Here is an 18,794-nt window from a genome sequence, read left to right as displayed (position 1 = left end):
AGAGTTTATCTCTCTTTATTTATTTTTTTTGTTATTTCCATTATTTTTTCGTTGGTTAGGTTTTTACCAATTATTTTTTCCTGTTTTTCTAAATCTTTAATTAATTTTTCAAAAGTATTTCTATCTGGGCCTGAAATGAGGTGTGAATGGACATTATTAACGCTTTTGTACAAATTGTCCAATGCTTCTTTTGCATCTTTATTTGAATTTAAGTATTTTTTATATCTTTTACCGTCATTAATGTTCATAGTTTTTATTTCGCGGTTCAATGGTGTTTCAATTCCTGGGATGTGGTAATCAATATTCTCAAGAGTGCATCCGTGTTTTGCAATGATTTTAAATTCATCAAAAATTTCATCAGAGGTGTGCTGTACTGTCAACCTTAAAAGATGAGGCTTTGCAGATTCCAAATACAAATCTTTTCCACCAATTATTTCTGGTGATACAATCTTATCCGCACCTGCTTTTCTTAAACGAGCAATATTTTCTAATTTGCTTGCTCTTGATACAATCCATGCATCAGGATTTGTTTCCCTTATTGTTAGTACTATAAAGAGGTTTGTGACATCGCTTCCTGTACTTATAATAACGCTTCTGCAATTTTCACCGGCAACCTTTGCTATTAAATCATCTTCTGTAGCATCCTTGTTTATAACAACAATTGTTTCATCTTCAACCAAATTTTCAGTCATTTTAGAATCTTTTTCAAAAATGATTACATTTTGTTTCCTTTGATTCAATTCCTTTAAAACAACTTTTCCAACTCTTCCATAACCGCAAAGGACATAATAATTATCCATATTTTGTATAGCCCTCATTTTTCTTGCTCCTTTAGAATATTCTCCCATTTTTTCCTGGAAATTTGTTAAAATAACATTAAATACATAAGCGAGGAGCCCAACTCCTCCTAAAGCAAGGGTAGTTGCAAAAATTTTTTGAATTCCGGTCACGGGAATATAATCTCCATACCCTACTGTTGCCATTGTAACAACTGAATAATATAATGAATCAATAAAGTTCAATCCCATAATGAAATGGGAACCGATAATACCGTATGCAAAAAGCAATAATATTAATAATATTCCTGTTGTAATATATTTTTCATGAAATCTTGATATAAGTTTAAATGTTATTTTTCTCATATTTTGTTCCTTTTTAAAAGATATGTTTATTTATATGTGATTATGTTAAATTAATTTAATGGTGATTAAATGGACCCAATAGATATGATGGTTACGGATGCAAATTGTGAATACTTAGGTTTGTCTAGATTATGTTTGATGGAAGCTGCAGGTAAGTCATTAGGTGAAGAGGTTGCAAAAATAGCTGTTTTTACATTTGCAAAACCTGTAAAAGTTGTAATGTTCACTGGTTCCGGAGGAAATGGTGGTGATGCTTTTGTGGCAGCGCGTTATCTGTTGAATAGGGGTTATGATGTGGATATCTATATGCTTAAGGACAATATTCACTCCAATGAAGCAAAAATTAACCTTGAGATTTTATTGAATATGAAACCTAGGTTGTCCAGATTGACAATTCACTATTTAACGGATGTTGACGACTTTAAGCTTGATGAAGATGAGGATTTCATTGTTGTTGACGGCATATTGGGAACAGGAATCAGGGGAAATCTGCAGGAAAACATCAAAAAAGCTATTGGGGTTATCAACGAGTCTAATGGGATTAAGATAAGTATTGATGTACCATCAGGAATGGATCCGTTGACTGGAAGTGTTGATGATGTTGCAGTTGTCCCAGATTACACAATAAGTTTTCATAAAATCAAGACAGGTGTAAGGGATGCTGAAGAGGAACTTGTCGGCGGTCTTGTAACGGCAGACATTGGTATACCTCTTGAGGCCGAATACTTTGTTAATTATGGTGACTTTTTAAGACTTAAAAACAGGGATGCCTCATCACACAAGGGAAATAATGGTTCTGTATTGATTGTTGGTGGAAGCAAGGATTATCATGGAGCACCAGCTATTTCAGGTAAAGCTGCTTTCGGTGCAGGTGTCGATTTGGTGTATATTGCAACACCAGAAAGTGCAGCAATTCCAGTAAAATCTGCATCTGAGGATTTGATTGTAAAATCACTTGACGGAGATTATTTGTCTTTAAATCATTTGGATGAAATTTTGGAATTGGCAGATAAGGTCGATGCAGTATTGATTGGTCCGGGTTCAGGCATCAATGATGATACCTCAAAGCTGTTCAATGTTTTGGTTACAAAAATCAAAAAACCAATTGTTTTGGATGCTGATGGTCTAAAACAGGTCGATATTTCTTTAATTAAAAATAAAGATAATATTGTTCTAACTCCTCATTTGGCCGAGTTTAATCAATTTTTCAACTCAAAATTAAAGCTTGATTTGGATAGCTATGACTTTAAAATGGTTGATGAAAATATCACTGAGTTCCAGTTGATTACTAAAAATATCAATGGTACTGTAATTGTTAAAGGTAAGAATGATTTAATTTTATCCGGATCAAAATTTAGAATAAATCGTTCAGGCAATGCGGGTATGACTGTAGGTGGGACAGGTGACGCACTTGCAGGAATTGTAGTTAGTTTGCTTTCACAAGACTTAAGTTCTTTTGACAGTGCTTGTTTGGGCGTATTCATTAATGGTCTTGCAGGGGATAAGGCTTATGAAATCAATGGAAACGGGTTTTCAGCCAGTGATTTAGTTTCATATATTGGAAATGTGATTAAAAATGGATTATGTTAAGGGAATTTTTAAAAAAAGACCAAATCGATTTATTGCAGAAGTGGAAGTCAATAATGAAATTCAAATAGCTCATGTGCCAAACACTGGACGCTGTAAGGAATTGCTTGTTGAAGATGCGATTGTTTGGTTGAAACCCTCTGATAATCCTAAGAGGAAGACTAAATTCACATTGCTTTTTGTTGAAAACCGTGGCCACTTGGTGTCAATTTACTCTCAGCAAGCTAATGAAATTGTATATGATGCAATCATAAATGATAAAATAAATGAACTTTCCGGCTATGATTTTCACCAAAGGGAAAAGACGATTGATAATTCAAGAATAGATATATACTTGTCAAATAAAAATGGTGAAAAATGTTTTGTTGAAGTCAAGGGGGTTACATTGGTCGTTGGTGTTGAAGCAAGATTTCCCGATGCACCAACTGAAAGGGGAACTAAACATTTAAATGAATTGATAAAACTTAAAAAAGAAGGTTTTAGAACAGCAGTTTTTTTCCTGATTCAGCATCCTCTCGCAGAATCATTTAGGCCAAACTGGGATAATGATCCATTATTTTCAAAAACCCTGAATGAAGCATATGAAAATGGCGTAGAAATTCTGGTTTATAAGTGCGATAATCGATTGGATGGAATTGATTTAATTCCGGAAGCTGTTGGTTTTGACTTATCTGATTTTTGATAGTGTTTCGCCTATTGCATCATTAATTACTAATGTGGCTAAATTGTCATATGGAGTTTCACTTTTGTTAATTAATACTAAATTTTTCCCGTTGAAATAATTTATCAAACCTGCTGCGGGATAGACTACAAGTGAAGTTCCTCCAATTATCAATGTATCTGCGTTGGATATGTAATCAACAGCAAAACTCAAAATAGAATTATTCAAAGGTTCTTCATAAAGCACTACATCTGGTTTGATGATTCCTCCGCATTCACATCTTGGAACGCCATCTGATTTTAAAATGTAGTCCAAATCATAACTCTTATTGCATACCTGACAATAATTTCTGTAAACGCTTCCATGAAGCTCTAAAACATTTTTGGAACCTGCTTTTTGATGAAGTCCGTCAATGTTTTGTGTTATGATTGCTTTAACTTTGTCTTCATTTTCAAGTTCCGCTAATTTATAATGTGCCGGATTAGGCTTTGCATCTTCAAAAATAAGATTTTCCTTGTAAAACTTAAAGAATTCTTCTGTGTGTTCAAGATAATATGTATGCGAAACCAGCTCTTCTGGTGTTTTGGAATATATTCCGTCTGCACTTCTGAAATCTGGAATCCCGCTTTCGGTAGATACTCCGGCTCCTCCAAAAAATACAATATTTTCTGATGAATCAATTATCTCTTGCAATTCGTTAATTTTTGACATAACATTATTTTTAAATATGATTTTTAATAAACATTATTGTGAATATCTTGTGAGTGGGATTAAATTGAATGAAAATAACAATTATTCTAACTTAGATTGGATGATTCATTGGTCATTAACCGGACACCATCCTAGAAACACCCAAATAAAACTGATTAATAAAATTAACCATGCTATTGGTGAAGGCTATAAGAATATTATTCTGGAAGCAGGGACAGGCATTGGTAAATCAGCCATTGCAACGACTCTTGCCAATATGTATGAAGACTCTTATATTTTGACCATGACTAAACAACTTCAGGAACAGTATCTGCACGATTTTGGGGACATGTTGGTTGAAATTAAAGGGAAAGGAAATTATAAATGCAATTATAAGGGAAACTGTGATTTTTGTCTTAAATCAGAATATAATCTGGCAAAATGTAAGGACTGCGATTATCAAATAGCATTTAGGAAGGCCAAACAGGCTGAAAATGTTATTACAAATTATGATTTTATGTATCGTGTGGGAGTTGACAATCAACTTCTTGATTCAAGACAGCTATTGATTTTGGATGAAGCACATAATCTGGAGCGTAAAATGCTGATGCTGTCTTCACATGTACTAAATCGTGAATATATTTCAACTAAATTCGGTATTGATATTTTTGAGGCATTGATGAAAAAGGAAAAGTCTTATTCCTACATTAAAAATAAATCCCAATATTGGATTGACCTGTGCAGTGAGCTAATGAAAAAATGCGGAGAAAACATTGAAAAAATAGAAGGGACTGGCAAGGATGTTCAGGTTACGTTAGACGAATTTGAAAACAATGTATCCAAATACTCTGAAGTTGACTATGTCGAAAAACAAATTTTGGAAAGTGACTTAAAAGAATTCAATTCCATTAGGCTGGGTCTTGAAGGTGGCGATTTGATTATAGATTTGCCTGATTTCAAACAGATTAAGGAAAATAAAATGGATATTTCTGCTGAATTCAAGCCCTATTCTGTTTCTGATGCTACACAAAATTTATTGGACTTTGGAAATACAAGGATATTTCTGACAGGCACATTGGGAGATATGGAAAAATTTTGTCAATGGAATAATATCAATCCGGACAATACTTATTATATTTATGAAAAAAGTCCATTTAAAGTGTCTAATAGACCTATTTTTAAGGAATTTGTTGGAAATATGAGTGGTTACAGAAATGGTGTTCCAAATTGGAGAAATAAAAGGGCTATCTTAAAAATTAAAGAAATAATTAACAGATATCCCAATCAGAAAGGGGTTATTCATACTTCGAGCAATGAACAGGCTTTCTGGATTATGGATAATTTAAAGGAATATGATTTGTTATTTGTTGGTGGAGAAACTAGAAATGAGGTATTGCGAGAATTCAATGAAACTGAAGATGATGCAATACTGATTGGCGCATCAATTAAAGATGGTGTTGACCTGAAAGATGATTTATGCAGATTCCAGATAATATTTAAAATTCCTTATCCTCAACTAAATGAGCAAGTAAAATATCGTAAGTCTTTGGATTCTTCATGGTATTTCTATCAGGCTGTGATGGCATTAATGCAAGCTTATGGTAGAGGTATTCGTGATAAAGATGATTACTGTGACATGTATATCATTGATTCAAACTTTAAATTTCTGTTTGACTATAATAAAAGTTTTTTCAATGAATATTTCATTGAAGCATTAAAAAATAAGTAAAATGATAGCTTTAAAGCTATCTGTTTAATTTTTGATAGTTTGCAGCCTGCAAACCGTGGTATTTAATCATACCTTCAACTTCTCTTTGATCGGTATCTTTGTCTTCAAACGTAATTTGTTCGATGCTGTGTAAGCTGAAAGGTGATTTTCTAACTAATGGTTGAATTGATCCTTTAAAGAGTTTCATTGTGACTTCACCACTAACTCTTTGTTGCATGTTGTCAATTGCTTGGTCTAAGTCTTCTCTTAAAGGTTCTTGCCATAATGCTCTGTATACTAAATCAGCATAAAGAGTTGACATGTATTCTGCAAATCTTAATTCATCTGTAGTCAATACGAGTTCTTCCAATGCTTGGTGGGCTGCAATTAATAATTTAGCTCCAGGAACTTCGTAATTTTCCCTACTTTTAAGACCAATCATTCTGTTTTCAATGGTGTCTACTCTTCCAATACCATTGTCCCCTGCAATTTTATTTGCTTTTTCAATCAATTCAATTAAAGGCATCATTTCACCGTCAATAGCTACAGGAACACCTTCTTCAAATTCAATAGTAACTTTTTGAGGTTCATCATTAGCATCTTTCCATGATTTGGTCCATTCGTAAATGTCTTCAGGGGGTTCGTTTGCAGGGTCTTCTAAGTTTCCTCCTTCGATGGATCTTCCCCAAATGTTTTCATCAATACTGTAAATTTTATCATAATTTAATTTGATACCTTTTTCTTCAGCGTAAGCTTGCTCTTCAGTTCTTGTTAGGTTTAATTCTCTGATTGGTGCAATAACATCTAAATCAGACATTGCAAGAATTACAGCTTCAAATCTGAATTGGTCGTTTCCTTTTCCGGTACAACCATGTGCGATTGCTGTTGCTCCTTCTTTTTCAGCAACTTCTATAATTTTTTGAGCGATTAAAGGTCTTGCAAGTGCTGTACTTAATGGGTATCCTTCATATTCAGCATTTGCTTTTATTCCTCTTGCAACATATTCGTTTGCAAATTCTTCTCTTGCATCAATTGTGTAATGGTTTCCAGTACCTACTTTAGCAGCCATGGATTCTGCTTTTTTAATTTCTTCTTCACCCTGTCCTACATCTACACAGGCTGTTACTACTTCCACATCATATTTTTCTTCTAATAATTTAACACATACAGAGGTATCTAGTCCACCACTGAATGCTAAGACTACTTTGTCCATATAATCACCATATATAATTTATTATAAAAATGAATAACAATTATTTTTTGTTTTTAATAGTATATAATCATTAATGTATTTTTTAAAAAAAGATTTTGACAGAAGAATACTCTTAATTGGGATATAATTGAGGTTGAAAAGTTATATGGGCTTTGAAAAATTACGCTCCCAATTAAGAGCAGAGTTTGAAGGTATTTTTTGGTTCACCTTTCAGTCTCTGTATATAATTATATTTGCTTTATCATATTTAAAGTTTAGGTATGCCTAAATAACTACTTTCAAATTTTTATCATCAACAAAATTTATTAATCTGTCATAAGTTGCATTGGATTTTAAAGTATTGCTGTTTCCAATTATGATTAATTTTCTTTTTGCACGAGTAATTGCAACATTAAGTCTTCTCAAATCTTTTAAAAATCCAATTTGTCCGTGTTCATTGCTTCTAACTGTTGAAATAATTATGATTTCTTTTTCACGGCCCTGAAAACCGTCAACAGTTTTCACTTCAATGTTGGTTTTTTCAGAGATTAATTTCACCTGATCAGCATAGGGACTTATTATTCCAATGTCTTTTTCACTGATACCGGCTTTTATATAATCCGTCGCCACTTTTATTGCGATTCTTGCTTCTATATGGTTTACAATTGATTTTGAATCTTTCAGGTGTTTTTCATGATTTTTTTCTATATTGCATGTATCGATAAACATCAGGGCATCATCATCTTCAACATCAGAAATATCCTTTAAAGTGATATTATTAACACTTGTATCACTTTTCAAGTTATTGTCATAAAATTCAGAGTTTGGAAATTCCATAAGAACTTTATTCATACGGTATTGTACATTCAATAATTGTGATTTGTGGGGGTATTTTTCAATCAGAGATTCAAACAGTGTGTCCTGTAAATCATATGCCCTGTCGCTGATAATTGTTGGCGGAAGTTGCTTGTGGTCACCTGCCAATATGAACTTTCTTGCCTTTGCAATTGGAATCAGAACGCTTGGAATTGTGGCCTGTGATGCTTCATCAACAATGACAACATCGAATTTTGTACTTGCAATGCTGTCAAGCGCTGCAGAAGAATTGGTGGATAGAATTACATCGCTTGTTTCAACAATGTCTTTAATCATTTTGTTTTCCACTCTTTTAATTTCATCATGCAATTCATCTATTTCTAAATTGTAATCAAGCCAATCAGCCATTGATTTCATTTTTTCAGCGCTTATTCCGCGACCCCCTTTTCCCTTGGATGCATAATACAGGATGTCATGGTCTGAAAATCCTCTTCTGTACTGTGGTGTAGGCTTTGTAAAGTTGCTTCTTTTTTCAATCAATTTGTCAATCTTTTTATGAATTCTCCTGATTTTATCGTTAAGTGAGTGTTTTTCGACTTTGTATGCTAATGTATATGTAATATTATCTTTAGATACTCGCTGTGGATGTCCTAATCTTGTTATTTTTAGTTTTTTATTCAGAACCAGTCTTTCAACAATATTATCAACTGCGGCATTGCTTTCTGCTGTGGCCAAAACTTTTCTGTTCTGTCTTACTTCCTGTGATATCAATTCAACCAGTGTTCTGGTTTTTCCTGTTCCGAAAGGACCATGTATTAAAAAGAAATTTTGACTTGTAAGGCTATTTTTAACAGCCAATTTCTGTGATTCATTTAATGACTCGTCAATGTAGTCGATATAGATATTGTCTCTGTTGGGTTGGGGATCTCTTTTATTTAGGGAATATTCGAGAGCATTTTTTCCTTTCAATGTCAGATGCTTTAAATTGTCTTCCATTCTTCTGAATGTAATGTCATTTGCATATAAATCTAACCTGACTTTCTTTTTAAGAGCCCATTTTGGAACTCTGCTATCAAATGCAACTTTAATGAATCGCCCACCTTTCTCGGTAACTGTACCTGTCAAATCGCTTCGCAAAGGATTTCCAGTGCTCACTAAAACCATATCTCCAACACTAATTTCAGTATCGATAATTTCAGACCTTCCGAACTGCACAATATTTAATCCCAATTCCTTTCCAAGGTATTTTCCTTTGACTTTGTTGATGGCTCTTCCGAGTTCTTCTCTTTTTTGACCAGACATATTCTCTATTTCAGATACCATCAGTTCTATTTCAGCTTCCCTTTCATAGTTGATTAGCTTTATTAATTTTTTAATGTATTTTTTCATTTCATCACAACAAGTAAAAATAATAAATAAGACTTTGATTTAATTAATAAATATGGATTTCGATTATGTGGATGATTTTGAAAATGTAGAAATGACTTATGTCTCTTTTCTTTCAAGAGGTTATATCTCTAAAAACAGACAGATTTTTGAAAAAATAGAATTAACCAAATTTTCCAAGTTTGTTTTGTCATCTTGCGTTTATGGAACTCCTATTTTTAAAATTGGAAATTCCGGTAAAAAAATTCTTGTTTTATCAGGAATTCATGGAAATGAATTGTCTCCACAATTGGCTAATTTAACATTATTAAATGAACTGATTAAAACGGATTTAAACAATACTGTTTATGTTATTCCATTTGCTTCTCCAAATTCTACCATGAATAATGAGAGATCATTCAATTCAATCGATTTAAACAGGGCAGCACACATGGCTAATTCTTTAAGCAATCAGATTTTGCGAGCTATTTGTGAGTTAAAAATAGATTGTGTCGGTGATTTTCACTCAACTGCATATAATAGTAATCCTGGATTTGAATCAGTATTCTCATCTAGAAATCCTTCTTTTGAAAGTGTTTTGATTGCAGAACATATTTCTCATGATGTTGGAAGTGAAGTAATTAAATATGATATTGCAGGCTCACAATATAAGGGTGCTGTTGAGGATACTTGTAATTTAAGGGGAATCCCAGCTATTACTTGTGAAGTTTTATCTCCATTTGCTTCAATTGGAAAAGGAAGTTTTGAAAGATCATTAAAGCAAATGAAAAGCTTTTTGGCTTATTTTGGATTTTGATTTTTTAATTCCCGAATTTCTTCTTCTAAATTTTCAATTCTTTCATCATATTCGTCTAAGGTGTTTTCCATTTCTTTAAGTTTCAAATCTTCATAGTTAATTGTAGTGTTTTTTGTTTTTGTTTCGTTTAAAATCATTGAAAACAAAACCATTCCAATAACTGATCCGAATACTGTGAGAATATAAATATTTCTGATATATGCTATTGAGATGTATGGTGGTGTTAACACGACAATTAATAACATATCAAACCCTATGAATAAGAACATTAATATTGCAGAATGCCTTGTTTTAGGGAATTTCCCATTGTTCCAAACATGAATTAAACTTCCGATAATTCCGCAAATGACTGTTGCAACAGCACATGGAAGTGCAGTGGCTCCACCTTGTGAATATTTAAATAATCCTGCTATTATGCCTGAAGGAATTCCAACATACGGTCCACCAAACAACCCACTAATCATAATTATTAAATTTCTCACATCAGAAGGGGTTCCATCTACATTAACATAGTAAATAGATGAAAGAATGCCTAAAATACTAAATATTATAAAACAATAAATAATTGTTTTTTTACTTATTTTTCCAGAAATAACTCCTTTAAATGCTTTTGTTTTTGTTGCAATTAAAGTTAATATTAACATGACTGACAAAACTTTAAACATATCTAAAAGTGGCATTACAATATAATCAAATTCTGTACTTTTATTAAAATAAGACACAACTATGCTTACCATACCAAAAAGAATTAAATATCCAATTTCATATATTGAACCTTTATTTCTTTTTCTAAATTGGGGCAGTCTCGTCGAGATAAATCCTAAGATTATGATTGCAGATACTATTAAGAAAATATTATTGATTAATCCGAAATTTGTAATTCCATTAATTATGTCCTTATAGAATACAATCAATAATGAAATGTAAAAAATAATATTTGTAATTAATAATACTGTGAATATTATCACAATTTTATTATAATTGTTCAATTTAGTTTTTTGTTTTTCAAACATTTTGCCAAACCTATAATCCAATATGTTATATTATTGATTTACATTATATTATACTTTTTATATGGGTAATTTCAATTATTACTTGTCAAATGCTCTTGGATAAGTTACTTATATTTAAATTAAGTTAAATATGATATGAAATCCATTGGGATTTTCATTAAATAAGGTGGGATTAAACATGTCTTCCTATAAAGGTCATTCTTTATTTGCATTGATATTGGCATTGATGTTTTCTTTTAATCCTCTGATAATTGCTTTAGCCGTTATTGGTGCTAATATTCCGGATTTTGACCATAAATTTAAAAAGGAAAATGTTTATAAGATTATTATTTTAGGTTTATTGATTTTTATATCATTATATATCCTAAAATTACCTTATTTCATTGGTTTAATTATTGTATTTTTGGGTGTAACCTTTTATTTTTCTGAACACAGAAGTTTTACACATTCTATCCCTGGAACTATAATTTTGGCTTCTGCTGTTTCATTAATATTAATATGGGCTTGGGAATTAATAATTAATGTAACTATCCTTCCAAATAACTACTTAATTGCAATTTTAATAGCTCTATTAAGTTTTCTATTCCTTAACAAAAGGTTACTACCAATTTTTCTTCCATTATTTTTTATTTCAGTGGTTGTTTTACAATCTTTTGAAATAACTTATATTCAGATAGTTTTAGCTTTATTTTTGGGATTGTTCTCTCATGTAGTCTTGGATGCAACAACACCAGCAGGTGTTAAGCTATTTGCTCCGGTATCGTCTAAAAAGTATTATAAAAACTTCGCAATTGGTGCAATATGTGTTTTGGTGATTTTAGCTTTAATTGTCCGCATTCCACTTCTATTCAAATTATTTGAAAATTTTATTAACTATTAAAATCTAAATATCATATTCATGAATTCATGGATAATACTGGTATTTGCAGGCCTTTTTGAAATGGCATGGGTTTTGGCTCTCAAATTCTCAAATAATTTCTCTAATATTTTTTACACAGCACTTTTTGTAATATTCATGATTTTAAGTTTAGTATTGTTATCTATTTCTTTTAAATCAATTCCTATGGGGACAGCTTATGCCTGTTGGACGGCCATTGGTGCAGTTGGTGTAATTGTATTTGGAATGATGTTTTTAGGTGAGTCAGCAGATGCTTTGAGGATATTTTTCATTGCATTAATTGTGGCTGGCGTTATTGGTCTTAATCTGACTACAAATTAATTTTGCATGTAAAGAACAGTCCTGATTTTTTGATGTATAATACGAATCTTGAAACAATATATAAAACAGGCAGTTCAATCAATGGGCCTATTACAAGTGCAATCGCTATTAATTCACGTCCGGGAAATGAGTTAATTGCAATGGCCAGCGCCAATGGTGAATTGCGTGCTAGTGTTGTCATGGTCAGGCTCGCATATTCTTCATATGTGAAATTAATTTTTTCACACAGCAATAAATCTATAATTGTATTTGTTATAAAAAAGATTATTAATGGAATGAATATTGTTAACACTGAATTCAAATTCTTGAATAATAATTCTCCTGTACTGTTGAATATTGCAAAAACGGCCAGTGCAAGGAATACGATTTGATAATTTGAAAAAAAGTCTGATGCTTTTTCAGTTATATCATCATTTAATATTACTTTGGTTAATTGGGCCAGGATAAATGGTATTACAATTACTATCAATATTGAATATCCAAGATCAATATAACTCATTGAGTTGTTGCTTGAAAAGAATATTATCAGATAGACTGGCAGAAGGATAATCTGCAATATTAGATTGATTGGAAGCAGTGAAAGACTTAAATTTAAATCTCCTTTTGCCATTTTTGTGAATACTAAATACCAATCTGTACATGGAGTTAATATTAACATAAAAAATCCGATGAAAATATCAATATTTCCATTTAAAAATAGGTTTCCAAGAAAATACCCAAATAATGGTGTCCATATAAAATTAATTATAAGAGTCGTTGATGTAAATTTAATATTTGTAAAGCTTTTTTTTAAATTTTTGAGAGGAACTTCTAAAAATAAACCATACAACATTATGCATAAGAATAAATTAATTAAATTTCCAGTATTGTTTGATAAAATCTGGATATTGCTGGAAATTAATCCAATTATTATTGCAAATATTAAAATTATTGGTTCTATTTTTTCAATTAAATCCATCAAAACACCATTATTTAGGTATGACTAAATATGTATTTTAAAGTATTTAATATTTTATTATTTTTATAATGATGATTATTTGTTTAGGTTTTTTGTATTCGATTGTTATTGAACCACCCCACCCTTAAAGAGGGTGGGGATTCCTGAATTTTTTTTTCATTTGATGGGTTAATTTTAATGTTTTTTCAGGCTATTCCCGTTGAACCAGCGGTTTAGAATATTAATTGCTGCGTTTGTGTCCCTATCAAGTATTTTTCCGCATTTTGGACATTTCCAGTTGCGTTTTTTGACTTTTAACTCTTTGTTTATGTGTCCGCAGTGGCGGCATGTTCTGCTTGTGTTGTGTGGTTTTACGAATTGTACGCCGTCTGCTTCGGGTTTGTAGAGTTGGAATTTGTCTTTTAATCTTTTTATGAATCGCGATAGAGGAAATATCATGTTTTCCTCCCCTCCAATTAAAATCTTGATAGTAGAGTAGTTTTCTTCAAAGACTATTATATCATATTTTTTGACTAGATTGTAAGTTAATTTTTCAATGTAGTCATTTAATTGGTTTGTTCTTTTGTTGTACCATTTTTGTAGTCTTTTTTGTAGTTTTTTCCATCGCCTGCTCATGTTTCTGCATTGTGACATTAATTTGTTGATGTGTTTGATCATTTGGTTTTCATGATCAACATCAAAAAATTCCTTCTGCATTTCGCTTGTGACTAACCATCCATTTTTATTAGAATTAATATCACACCCAATATATTTTTCAGTTAATTCTAGATGTTCTGGCGGATTAGTTTCTATGTTGAATGATGCATAGTGATTTAATCCATCAAAGTATACTGTTATGCTGTTGAATTTAGTGTCTGGGTGGTTTAGTAAATCCAGATATTCTATGCTTGTGCTGAATGTTACTTTCCCATGTTTTCTTAATGTTAATGTGTTGTTTTCTACCGGTCTTTTATCTTTTCTGACGGTTTGTCTGAAGCTAGGTCGTGTTTTCTTTTTAGAATGATAAACTGGAGGATTATGCCTTTTGCTTTTATGACAATTTTTAAAACTTTTATGCAAATCATCACGTGCCTGCTGAAGACTGGTGGACTCTGTTTCCTTCAGGTAGGGTAATTCTTTTTTAGTTTCTTTTAAGAATTGATTTAATTCTTTTTGAGTTGGAATTTCAGTTGAATCCTCACCATGTTCGGCTTTGTATTTGTTTAAAAGTTCATTATAGATTTTACGAGTACAACCATAGTTCTTTTTAAATTCTACTTCTTGTTCGGGAGTTACATGAAGTTTAACAACCAATCCTCGAATAAAATCACCCATAAAAAAATCCACCTCCTATTCACAGTTTTACATTATTGATTATTCATAATCAAAAAAAAGAAACTAAAAGAAAATTTTTTTATCTTTTTGACTCTTTTTTTTAAACCCACAATTAATATTGCATAATATATCCTTTGTAAATTAGTTATATATAAAAAAAGAGTAAGAGCATTTGGTAAGTAATCAAATAACGTACTCAGAACAATTTTTCACACTCAAAACAATATTACAATCAACATAAAAAAAATGTATACTGAAAAAAAATAACATCCATAAAAACACAAAATAAAGAAATAAAAATGATAAAAGTTATTAAAAAAAGATAGTACACACAACAGTGCAATTCATCCCGTAGGATAAGTCAGAGGAGTCGCCTCCTCCTTCTCTCCTCAGAACCCATCGTGTGACTTTCATCACAATGGGCTCAAGCAAACCTTTATCTGAAATTGTAAGATTATACAATTATCTATTCGCAAAATAATCTGATTTACTAGCGTCGTATGGACTATAGTTAAATTTAATCATGGTATGTCTTTTGATGGGATACCATGCCATTTTAACAATATGTTGTCCGTTCTTTGGGCCGGTTAACGTCCAATTATCTTTGTGTCTTCCATCGTCGTAAGGAGGATAATATTTTGATTTAATCCATTTCTTACTTTTCTTAGGATGGAGCCATTTGAGGAATTTATTGTTTTTAATCCAAATGTAATGATCCATTTGACTAAATATTTCCTTGGAAACGTAGGGTTTCCAAAAGTTTGCAATTCCTCGGATAACAGGATTAACAACCTCAATTAGACTGTCCACATTGCTTCCTTTCATCATTTCGTAAATGTCCGATATTTTATTTCTGGCTTTCTTAATACTATCTTTAGAAGGTTTAATTAAAGTTTTATGTCCTTTTTTATTATAGTGTACTCTGAAATTCAGTCCTAAAAAATCAAAACCATCACGTAGATGAGAAATTTTGGTCTTGTCTTCAGCAAGGGTCAAGCCCCTTTTAACTAAATAAGGTTCAAGAATATTAGGAATTTCAAGTATATCTTCCTCTGTTTTTGCAAATATTACAAAATCATCGGCATATCGAGTCATACGATATTTACCATGAGTTTTATAAGTAGTATAGGGTTTACCATTCCTATTGTATGTAACTTCTTTGTAGGAAATGTTTAAACAGTCCTCCATCCCATTTAAGGCTATGTTAGCCAACAGGGGGGACAATAAACCTCCCTGAGGAGTACCTTTATCAGTATGATAAAACATACTATTATCAACATATCCTGCTTTAAGAAATCTTTCAATCAATTTAATATATGGAAATCCTTTGATTTGTTCCAAAATAAAATCATGGTCAAGATTATCAAAGCACGACTTGAAATCTCCCTCATAAACGTAAACCCAATTGCCTGGATGAATATAATTAAATATTCTTTCTGCAGCATCATGGATACTTCTTTTAGGGCGGAAACCATAACTTGTCGGTTCAAAGCGGAACTCCCATTGTGGTTCCAATACCATACGAAGAATTTCTTGATAAATTCTATCCATAATAACTGGGATACTTAACGGACGCATTTTACCATTCTTTTTCTCAATATACTTACGTAAAGCCGGTTTAGGCTTATGTAAGTTAATATTTCGGTTACGAATTTTATAAAATAAATCCATTCTCTGTTTATCAGATAATGCTCTAAATCCGTCAATACCTGCAGTTCTCTTACCTTTATTAGTTTGAGTAACTCTTCTAATTGCTAATAGTTGTACATAGGCACTACGTCCTAATAAACGTTGTAAATCTCTTACTTTTCGATAATCACCTTCACTTTCAGCACGATATATCCGCTTTTGAATTTTATCTACATACTTTTCTGCTTTCTTCCAATTAATGGAAGACCAGTTAGTAATGTTTGAAGTAGTGGACACAAACGTATTATTTTGTGTATTACTCATCATTTATACCTCCAATCTTTGGATAAAACCAAAAAATATTCGTTTTATATACATGTTGTTCACCTGTTAAAGTCAGCCTATCCATTCACAGTTATTAAAATTTGTCAGTTTCCTGCTGTCTTTCGAGTATTAATGGCTTTTGCTTCCTTAACATCCTTTATCTCATAAAGAATTCAAGTTTCCTCACGGTCACCCTACTAAAAAAATTTTTTTTTTAGACTTTATGAGACTTACCGAGTTTACCTTTTGTTAGACACGATTAGGTTAGGTTCTTTCTATGCCCCGAACAAGCACTAAAAGGTTGTATCCTATATACGCCAAGGTCGAAAAGCGTATGACTTATAATTGGCTTGTTAACACAATGGAATCATTTAAACTCCTTTTATAAAACATTGTTCCTCTTAACGAGACTTCAAACGAAAGTTCACATAACGTTAACCGATACTAATCTTTCTCTTGCCCTCAATAACCCGGAGCATGGTTATTGATTAGACTTTAAACTCTCATGCAACCCACATTATTGTCACCAATAATGCAGTTTCGAGCGAGAATAACCCGCACAACAGGATTATCAGTCATAATGACTACACTAACATACAATCCAAGATTGTATAACAAATTAAAAGGCAATTGCTCGTCGCACCGACCTAAAGAGGTCATGGTATTCTTGCATTATAAAGATAAAAAAGAAAAAAGAAAAGATTTAGTATTTGGCCATTTGGTATGCATCATAAGCTGCGTAAATGTGGTATGCTAAATCTATAATTTTACCAAACCATTGTCTTAATATAAGTCTTATAATAAGTCCAAGAACTATTGCAACTACAATAAATATAATACCTTTTTGAGTATCTCCAGCATAGATTTGACCTATTCCTGGAAGAATAAAAGATAAAATTGCAGCGAGTATTGGATTTGCCATGTAATCACCTCATTTAGTTAATTATTATTTCTTATATCTTTAATTGCTTATATATTTTTTTTATAATTTCTTTATTCTTGTTTAAAATTATTTATTTCTATTTTTATTATAATTTAATTATCATAAATTTTTTTATTGTTTTTTTCTTTATTTTTTTCTTATTCTCTTTTTATAGGGTATTTTATTATTTAATCTGTTTTAAACATATACTTTATCAAATTTGGATAATTCTTATTATTTTTTTAATTTTTTATTGGCATTGTTATAAATTTTTTTCAACAAAAGCATACATTTATAATAAATAATCATGATAAATAATAATGTATGTTTATATAGTCAAGATTTTGACTTTAAATTCAAATGAAATGGAGCTTGTTTAATGTTTTTGACTAGAATTGGTTATGGAATTATTTATTTCTTAGACCTTATTTATGAAATTATTAAATCAACCGTTGATGTTGTTTTTAATAAAATAATGAGAAGAGATATTAATCCTGTAGTTATAGATGTTGAAACTGTTTTAGAAAGACCTGTTTCACAAACAATTTTGGCAAATAGTATTTCTTTAACTCCAGGAACTTTATCTGTAGATTTAGATTCTGAAAATCAAATTATTAAAGTAGCTGCTATTTCTCCAAGAAGTAAAGAGGATATAATTCCTTTTGAAAAGTATATTAAGAAAATGTTAGAGTAGATTTATGTATTAAATAACATTTCTTTTTATTTAATTAATCGAGTGGGATACTAATGGACATATTGATTATTTCAAAATATATTTTGATTATAGCACTCATCATTATGATGATTGTAGCTCTAAGGGCAAGTGCTTATAAAACTACCTCTATGGGATTGCTTGGAAGTTCTGTTGTAGTGGTAGCGTTTTCAGTAGCATTACTTGTTTTTGGAGAAATGTATAATCTCACTTTTTATAGGGATATATCATTAGCTTTAATATTCTTTGGATTTGTAGGTACTGTTGCTTTTTCTGTTGTTTTGGGAGGCGATAAATGATGATTGTGGAGTATATACAATCTGCTCTCCTATTAATTGCAGCATTTTTAGTAATCGTATCTGCTGTTGGTTTCATAAGTCTTTCTAAAGACATGAAAAATGTTGTATATGGTAGAATTCATATTGTAGGTATTTTTGATATTGCTTGCGTTATTGCAATGATTGGTTTAGGCCAATATTTGCTTGCAGGAATTTACTTTATTCTAGCACCATTTACAGCACATGCAATAGCTAATGCATTCTTTAAAAGTGAAGATGTTGAGAATAATGTTGAATTGAATGTAGTTGAAGAGGATGAGGATAATTCAAATCCATTCATTGTAAACAAGTCTAAAGTTCAGGAATTGGAACAAAAGGATTCTGAAAAACTTAAGACTGATGATCGATTTACAATTTCAACTTTAGAAATTATTGAGGAGGAGTAAG

At 31.3% G+C, this 18,794-nt stretch carries 19 protein-coding genes; 9 read left to right on the top strand and 10 right to left on the bottom strand.

The features are described from left to right. Positions 1-5: 5 nt before the first annotated feature. Positions 6-1,142, bottom strand: coding sequence for an NAD-binding protein (locus SM9_RS10395; protein ID WP_058740077.1), 1,137 nt, complete (start codon positions 1,140-1,142; stop codon positions 6-8). 69 nt (positions 1,143-1,211) lie between these two features. On the opposite strand from SM9_RS10395, the gene SM9_RS10390 reads away from it, so the two are divergent. Together SM9_RS10390 and sfsA are read left to right on the top strand one after the other, a co-directional pair. Continuing rightward, the gene (locus SM9_RS10390) at positions 1,212-2,732 is read left to right on the top strand and encodes a bifunctional ADP-dependent NAD(P)H-hydrate dehydratase/NAD(P)H-hydrate epimerase (protein ID WP_058740076.1); all 1,521 of its coding nucleotides are present in this window, start codon (positions 1,212-1,214) and stop codon (positions 2,730-2,732) included. Beyond that, positions 2,719-3,411, top strand: a complete 693-nt coding sequence (gene sfsA, locus SM9_RS10385; RefSeq protein ID WP_058740075.1) for a DNA/RNA nuclease SfsA — start codon at positions 2,719-2,721, stop codon at positions 3,409-3,411. Before SM9_RS10390 ends, sfsA begins: the two co-directional genes overlap by 14 nt. On the opposite strand, the gene SM9_RS10380 is transcribed toward sfsA, so the two are convergent. After that, positions 3,397-4,101: an NAD-dependent protein deacylase gene (locus SM9_RS10380; RefSeq protein ID WP_058740074.1), complete on the bottom strand. Its 705-nt coding sequence runs from the start codon at positions 4,099-4,101 to the stop codon at positions 3,397-3,399. The two genes, sfsA and SM9_RS10380, sit on opposite strands and share 15 nt — an antisense overlap. Positions 4,102-4,165: 64 nt before the next feature. Here SM9_RS10380 and SM9_RS10375 point away from each other — a divergent pair, with 64 nt between their 5' ends. Beyond that, positions 4,166-5,809, top strand: a complete 1,644-nt coding sequence (locus SM9_RS10375; protein ID WP_058740073.1) for a helicase C-terminal domain-containing protein — start codon at positions 4,166-4,168, stop codon at positions 5,807-5,809. Positions 5,810-5,825: 16 nt separating this feature from the next. On the opposite strand, the gene SM9_RS10370 is transcribed toward SM9_RS10375, so the two are convergent. Both SM9_RS10370 and SM9_RS10365 read right to left on the bottom strand, forming a co-directional pair. Continuing rightward, positions 5,826-7,001 carry an argininosuccinate synthase gene (locus SM9_RS10370; protein WP_058740072.1) on the bottom strand — a complete coding sequence of 392 codons (1,176 nt, stop codon included), beginning with the start codon at positions 6,999-7,001 and terminating at the stop codon, positions 5,826-5,828. A gap of 264 nt (positions 7,002-7,265) precedes the next feature. After that, entirely contained in the window at positions 7,266-9,185 is a 1,920-nt protein-coding gene (locus SM9_RS10365; protein WP_058740071.1) for an IGHMBP2 family helicase, read from the bottom strand. Positions 9,186-9,237: 52 nt separating this feature from the next. Here SM9_RS10365 and SM9_RS10360 point away from each other — a divergent pair, with 52 nt between their 5' ends. Continuing rightward, the gene (locus tag SM9_RS10360) at positions 9,238-9,978 is read left to right on the top strand and encodes a M14 family metallopeptidase (protein ID WP_058740070.1); all 741 of its coding nucleotides are present in this window, start codon (positions 9,238-9,240) and stop codon (positions 9,976-9,978) included. Here SM9_RS10360 and SM9_RS10355 read toward each other — a convergent pair. Beyond that, entirely contained in the window at positions 9,963-10,991 is a 1,029-nt protein-coding gene (locus tag SM9_RS10355) for a LytS/YhcK type 5TM receptor domain-containing protein (RefSeq protein ID WP_058740069.1), read from the bottom strand. The two genes, SM9_RS10360 and SM9_RS10355, sit on opposite strands and share 16 nt — an antisense overlap. Before the next feature lie 178 nt (positions 10,992-11,169). Here SM9_RS10355 and SM9_RS10350 point away from each other — a divergent pair, with 178 nt between their 5' ends. Together SM9_RS10350 and SM9_RS10345 are read left to right on the top strand one after the other, a co-directional pair. After that, on the top strand, positions 11,170-11,871 hold the full coding sequence (locus SM9_RS10350) for a metal-dependent hydrolase (protein WP_058740068.1): 702 nt from the start codon (positions 11,170-11,172) through the stop codon (positions 11,869-11,871). Positions 11,872-11,889: 18 nt separating this feature from the next. Continuing rightward, entirely contained in the window at positions 11,890-12,210 is a 321-nt protein-coding gene (locus tag SM9_RS10345; RefSeq protein WP_058740067.1) for a DMT family transporter, read from the top strand. On the opposite strand, the gene SM9_RS10340 is transcribed toward SM9_RS10345, so the two are convergent. From SM9_RS10340 to SM9_RS10325, 5 genes are all read right to left on the bottom strand, one after another. After that, positions 12,200-13,168: an arsenic resistance protein gene (locus SM9_RS10340; protein ID WP_058740066.1), complete on the bottom strand. Its 969-nt coding sequence runs from the start codon at positions 13,166-13,168 to the stop codon at positions 12,200-12,202. The two genes, SM9_RS10345 and SM9_RS10340, sit on opposite strands and share 11 nt — an antisense overlap. A gap of 174 nt (positions 13,169-13,342) precedes the next feature. Continuing rightward, positions 13,343-14,482, bottom strand: coding sequence for an RNA-guided endonuclease InsQ/TnpB family protein (locus SM9_RS10335; RefSeq protein ID WP_058740065.1), 1,140 nt, complete (start codon positions 14,480-14,482; stop codon positions 13,343-13,345). Between the two features lie 462 nt (positions 14,483-14,944). Continuing rightward, complete coding sequence (gene ltrA / locus SM9_RS10330) at positions 14,945-16,435, bottom strand: group II intron reverse transcriptase/maturase (protein ID WP_232299202.1); 1,491 nt, start codon at positions 16,433-16,435, stop codon at positions 14,945-14,947. Positions 16,436-16,930: 495 nt separating this feature from the next. Continuing rightward, the gene (locus SM9_RS12095) at positions 16,931-17,095 is read right to left on the bottom strand and encodes a hypothetical protein (RefSeq protein ID WP_157064729.1); all 165 of its coding nucleotides are present in this window, start codon (positions 17,093-17,095) and stop codon (positions 16,931-16,933) included. Between the two features lie 43 nt (positions 17,096-17,138). Next, positions 17,139-17,357 carry a hypothetical protein gene (locus SM9_RS10325; RefSeq protein WP_058740063.1) on the bottom strand — a complete coding sequence of 73 codons (219 nt, stop codon included), beginning with the start codon at positions 17,355-17,357 and terminating at the stop codon, positions 17,139-17,141. A 379-nt stretch (positions 17,358-17,736) separates the two neighbouring features. Here SM9_RS10325 and SM9_RS10320 point away from each other — a divergent pair, with 379 nt between their 5' ends. Genes SM9_RS10320 through SM9_RS10310 form a run of 3 tightly spaced genes read left to right on the top strand, consistent with a single transcriptional unit; the run spans position 17,737 to position 18,793 of the window. Further along, a complete protein-coding gene (locus SM9_RS10320; protein ID WP_058740062.1) occupies positions 17,737-18,051 on the top strand; it encodes a monovalent cation/H+ antiporter subunit E in 315 nt (104 codons plus the stop codon). 53 nt (positions 18,052-18,104) lie between these two features. Next, on the top strand, positions 18,105-18,368 hold the full coding sequence (locus SM9_RS10315; protein WP_058740061.1) for a monovalent cation/H+ antiporter complex subunit F: 264 nt from the start codon (positions 18,105-18,107) through the stop codon (positions 18,366-18,368). Then, positions 18,365-18,793 carry a cation:proton antiporter gene (locus SM9_RS10310; protein WP_058740060.1) on the top strand — a complete coding sequence of 143 codons (429 nt, stop codon included), beginning with the start codon at positions 18,365-18,367 and terminating at the stop codon, positions 18,791-18,793. The genes SM9_RS10315 and SM9_RS10310 overlap by 4 nt, the downstream gene beginning before the upstream one ends. Position 18,794 lies beyond the last annotated feature (1 nt).

It is taken from the genome of Methanobrevibacter millerae (assembly GCF_001477655.1).
GTDB classification, from domain to species: domain Archaea; phylum Methanobacteriota; class Methanobacteria; order Methanobacteriales; family Methanobacteriaceae; genus Methanocatella; species Methanocatella millerae_A.
This window is presented reverse-complemented; position numbering and strand designations above follow the sequence as displayed.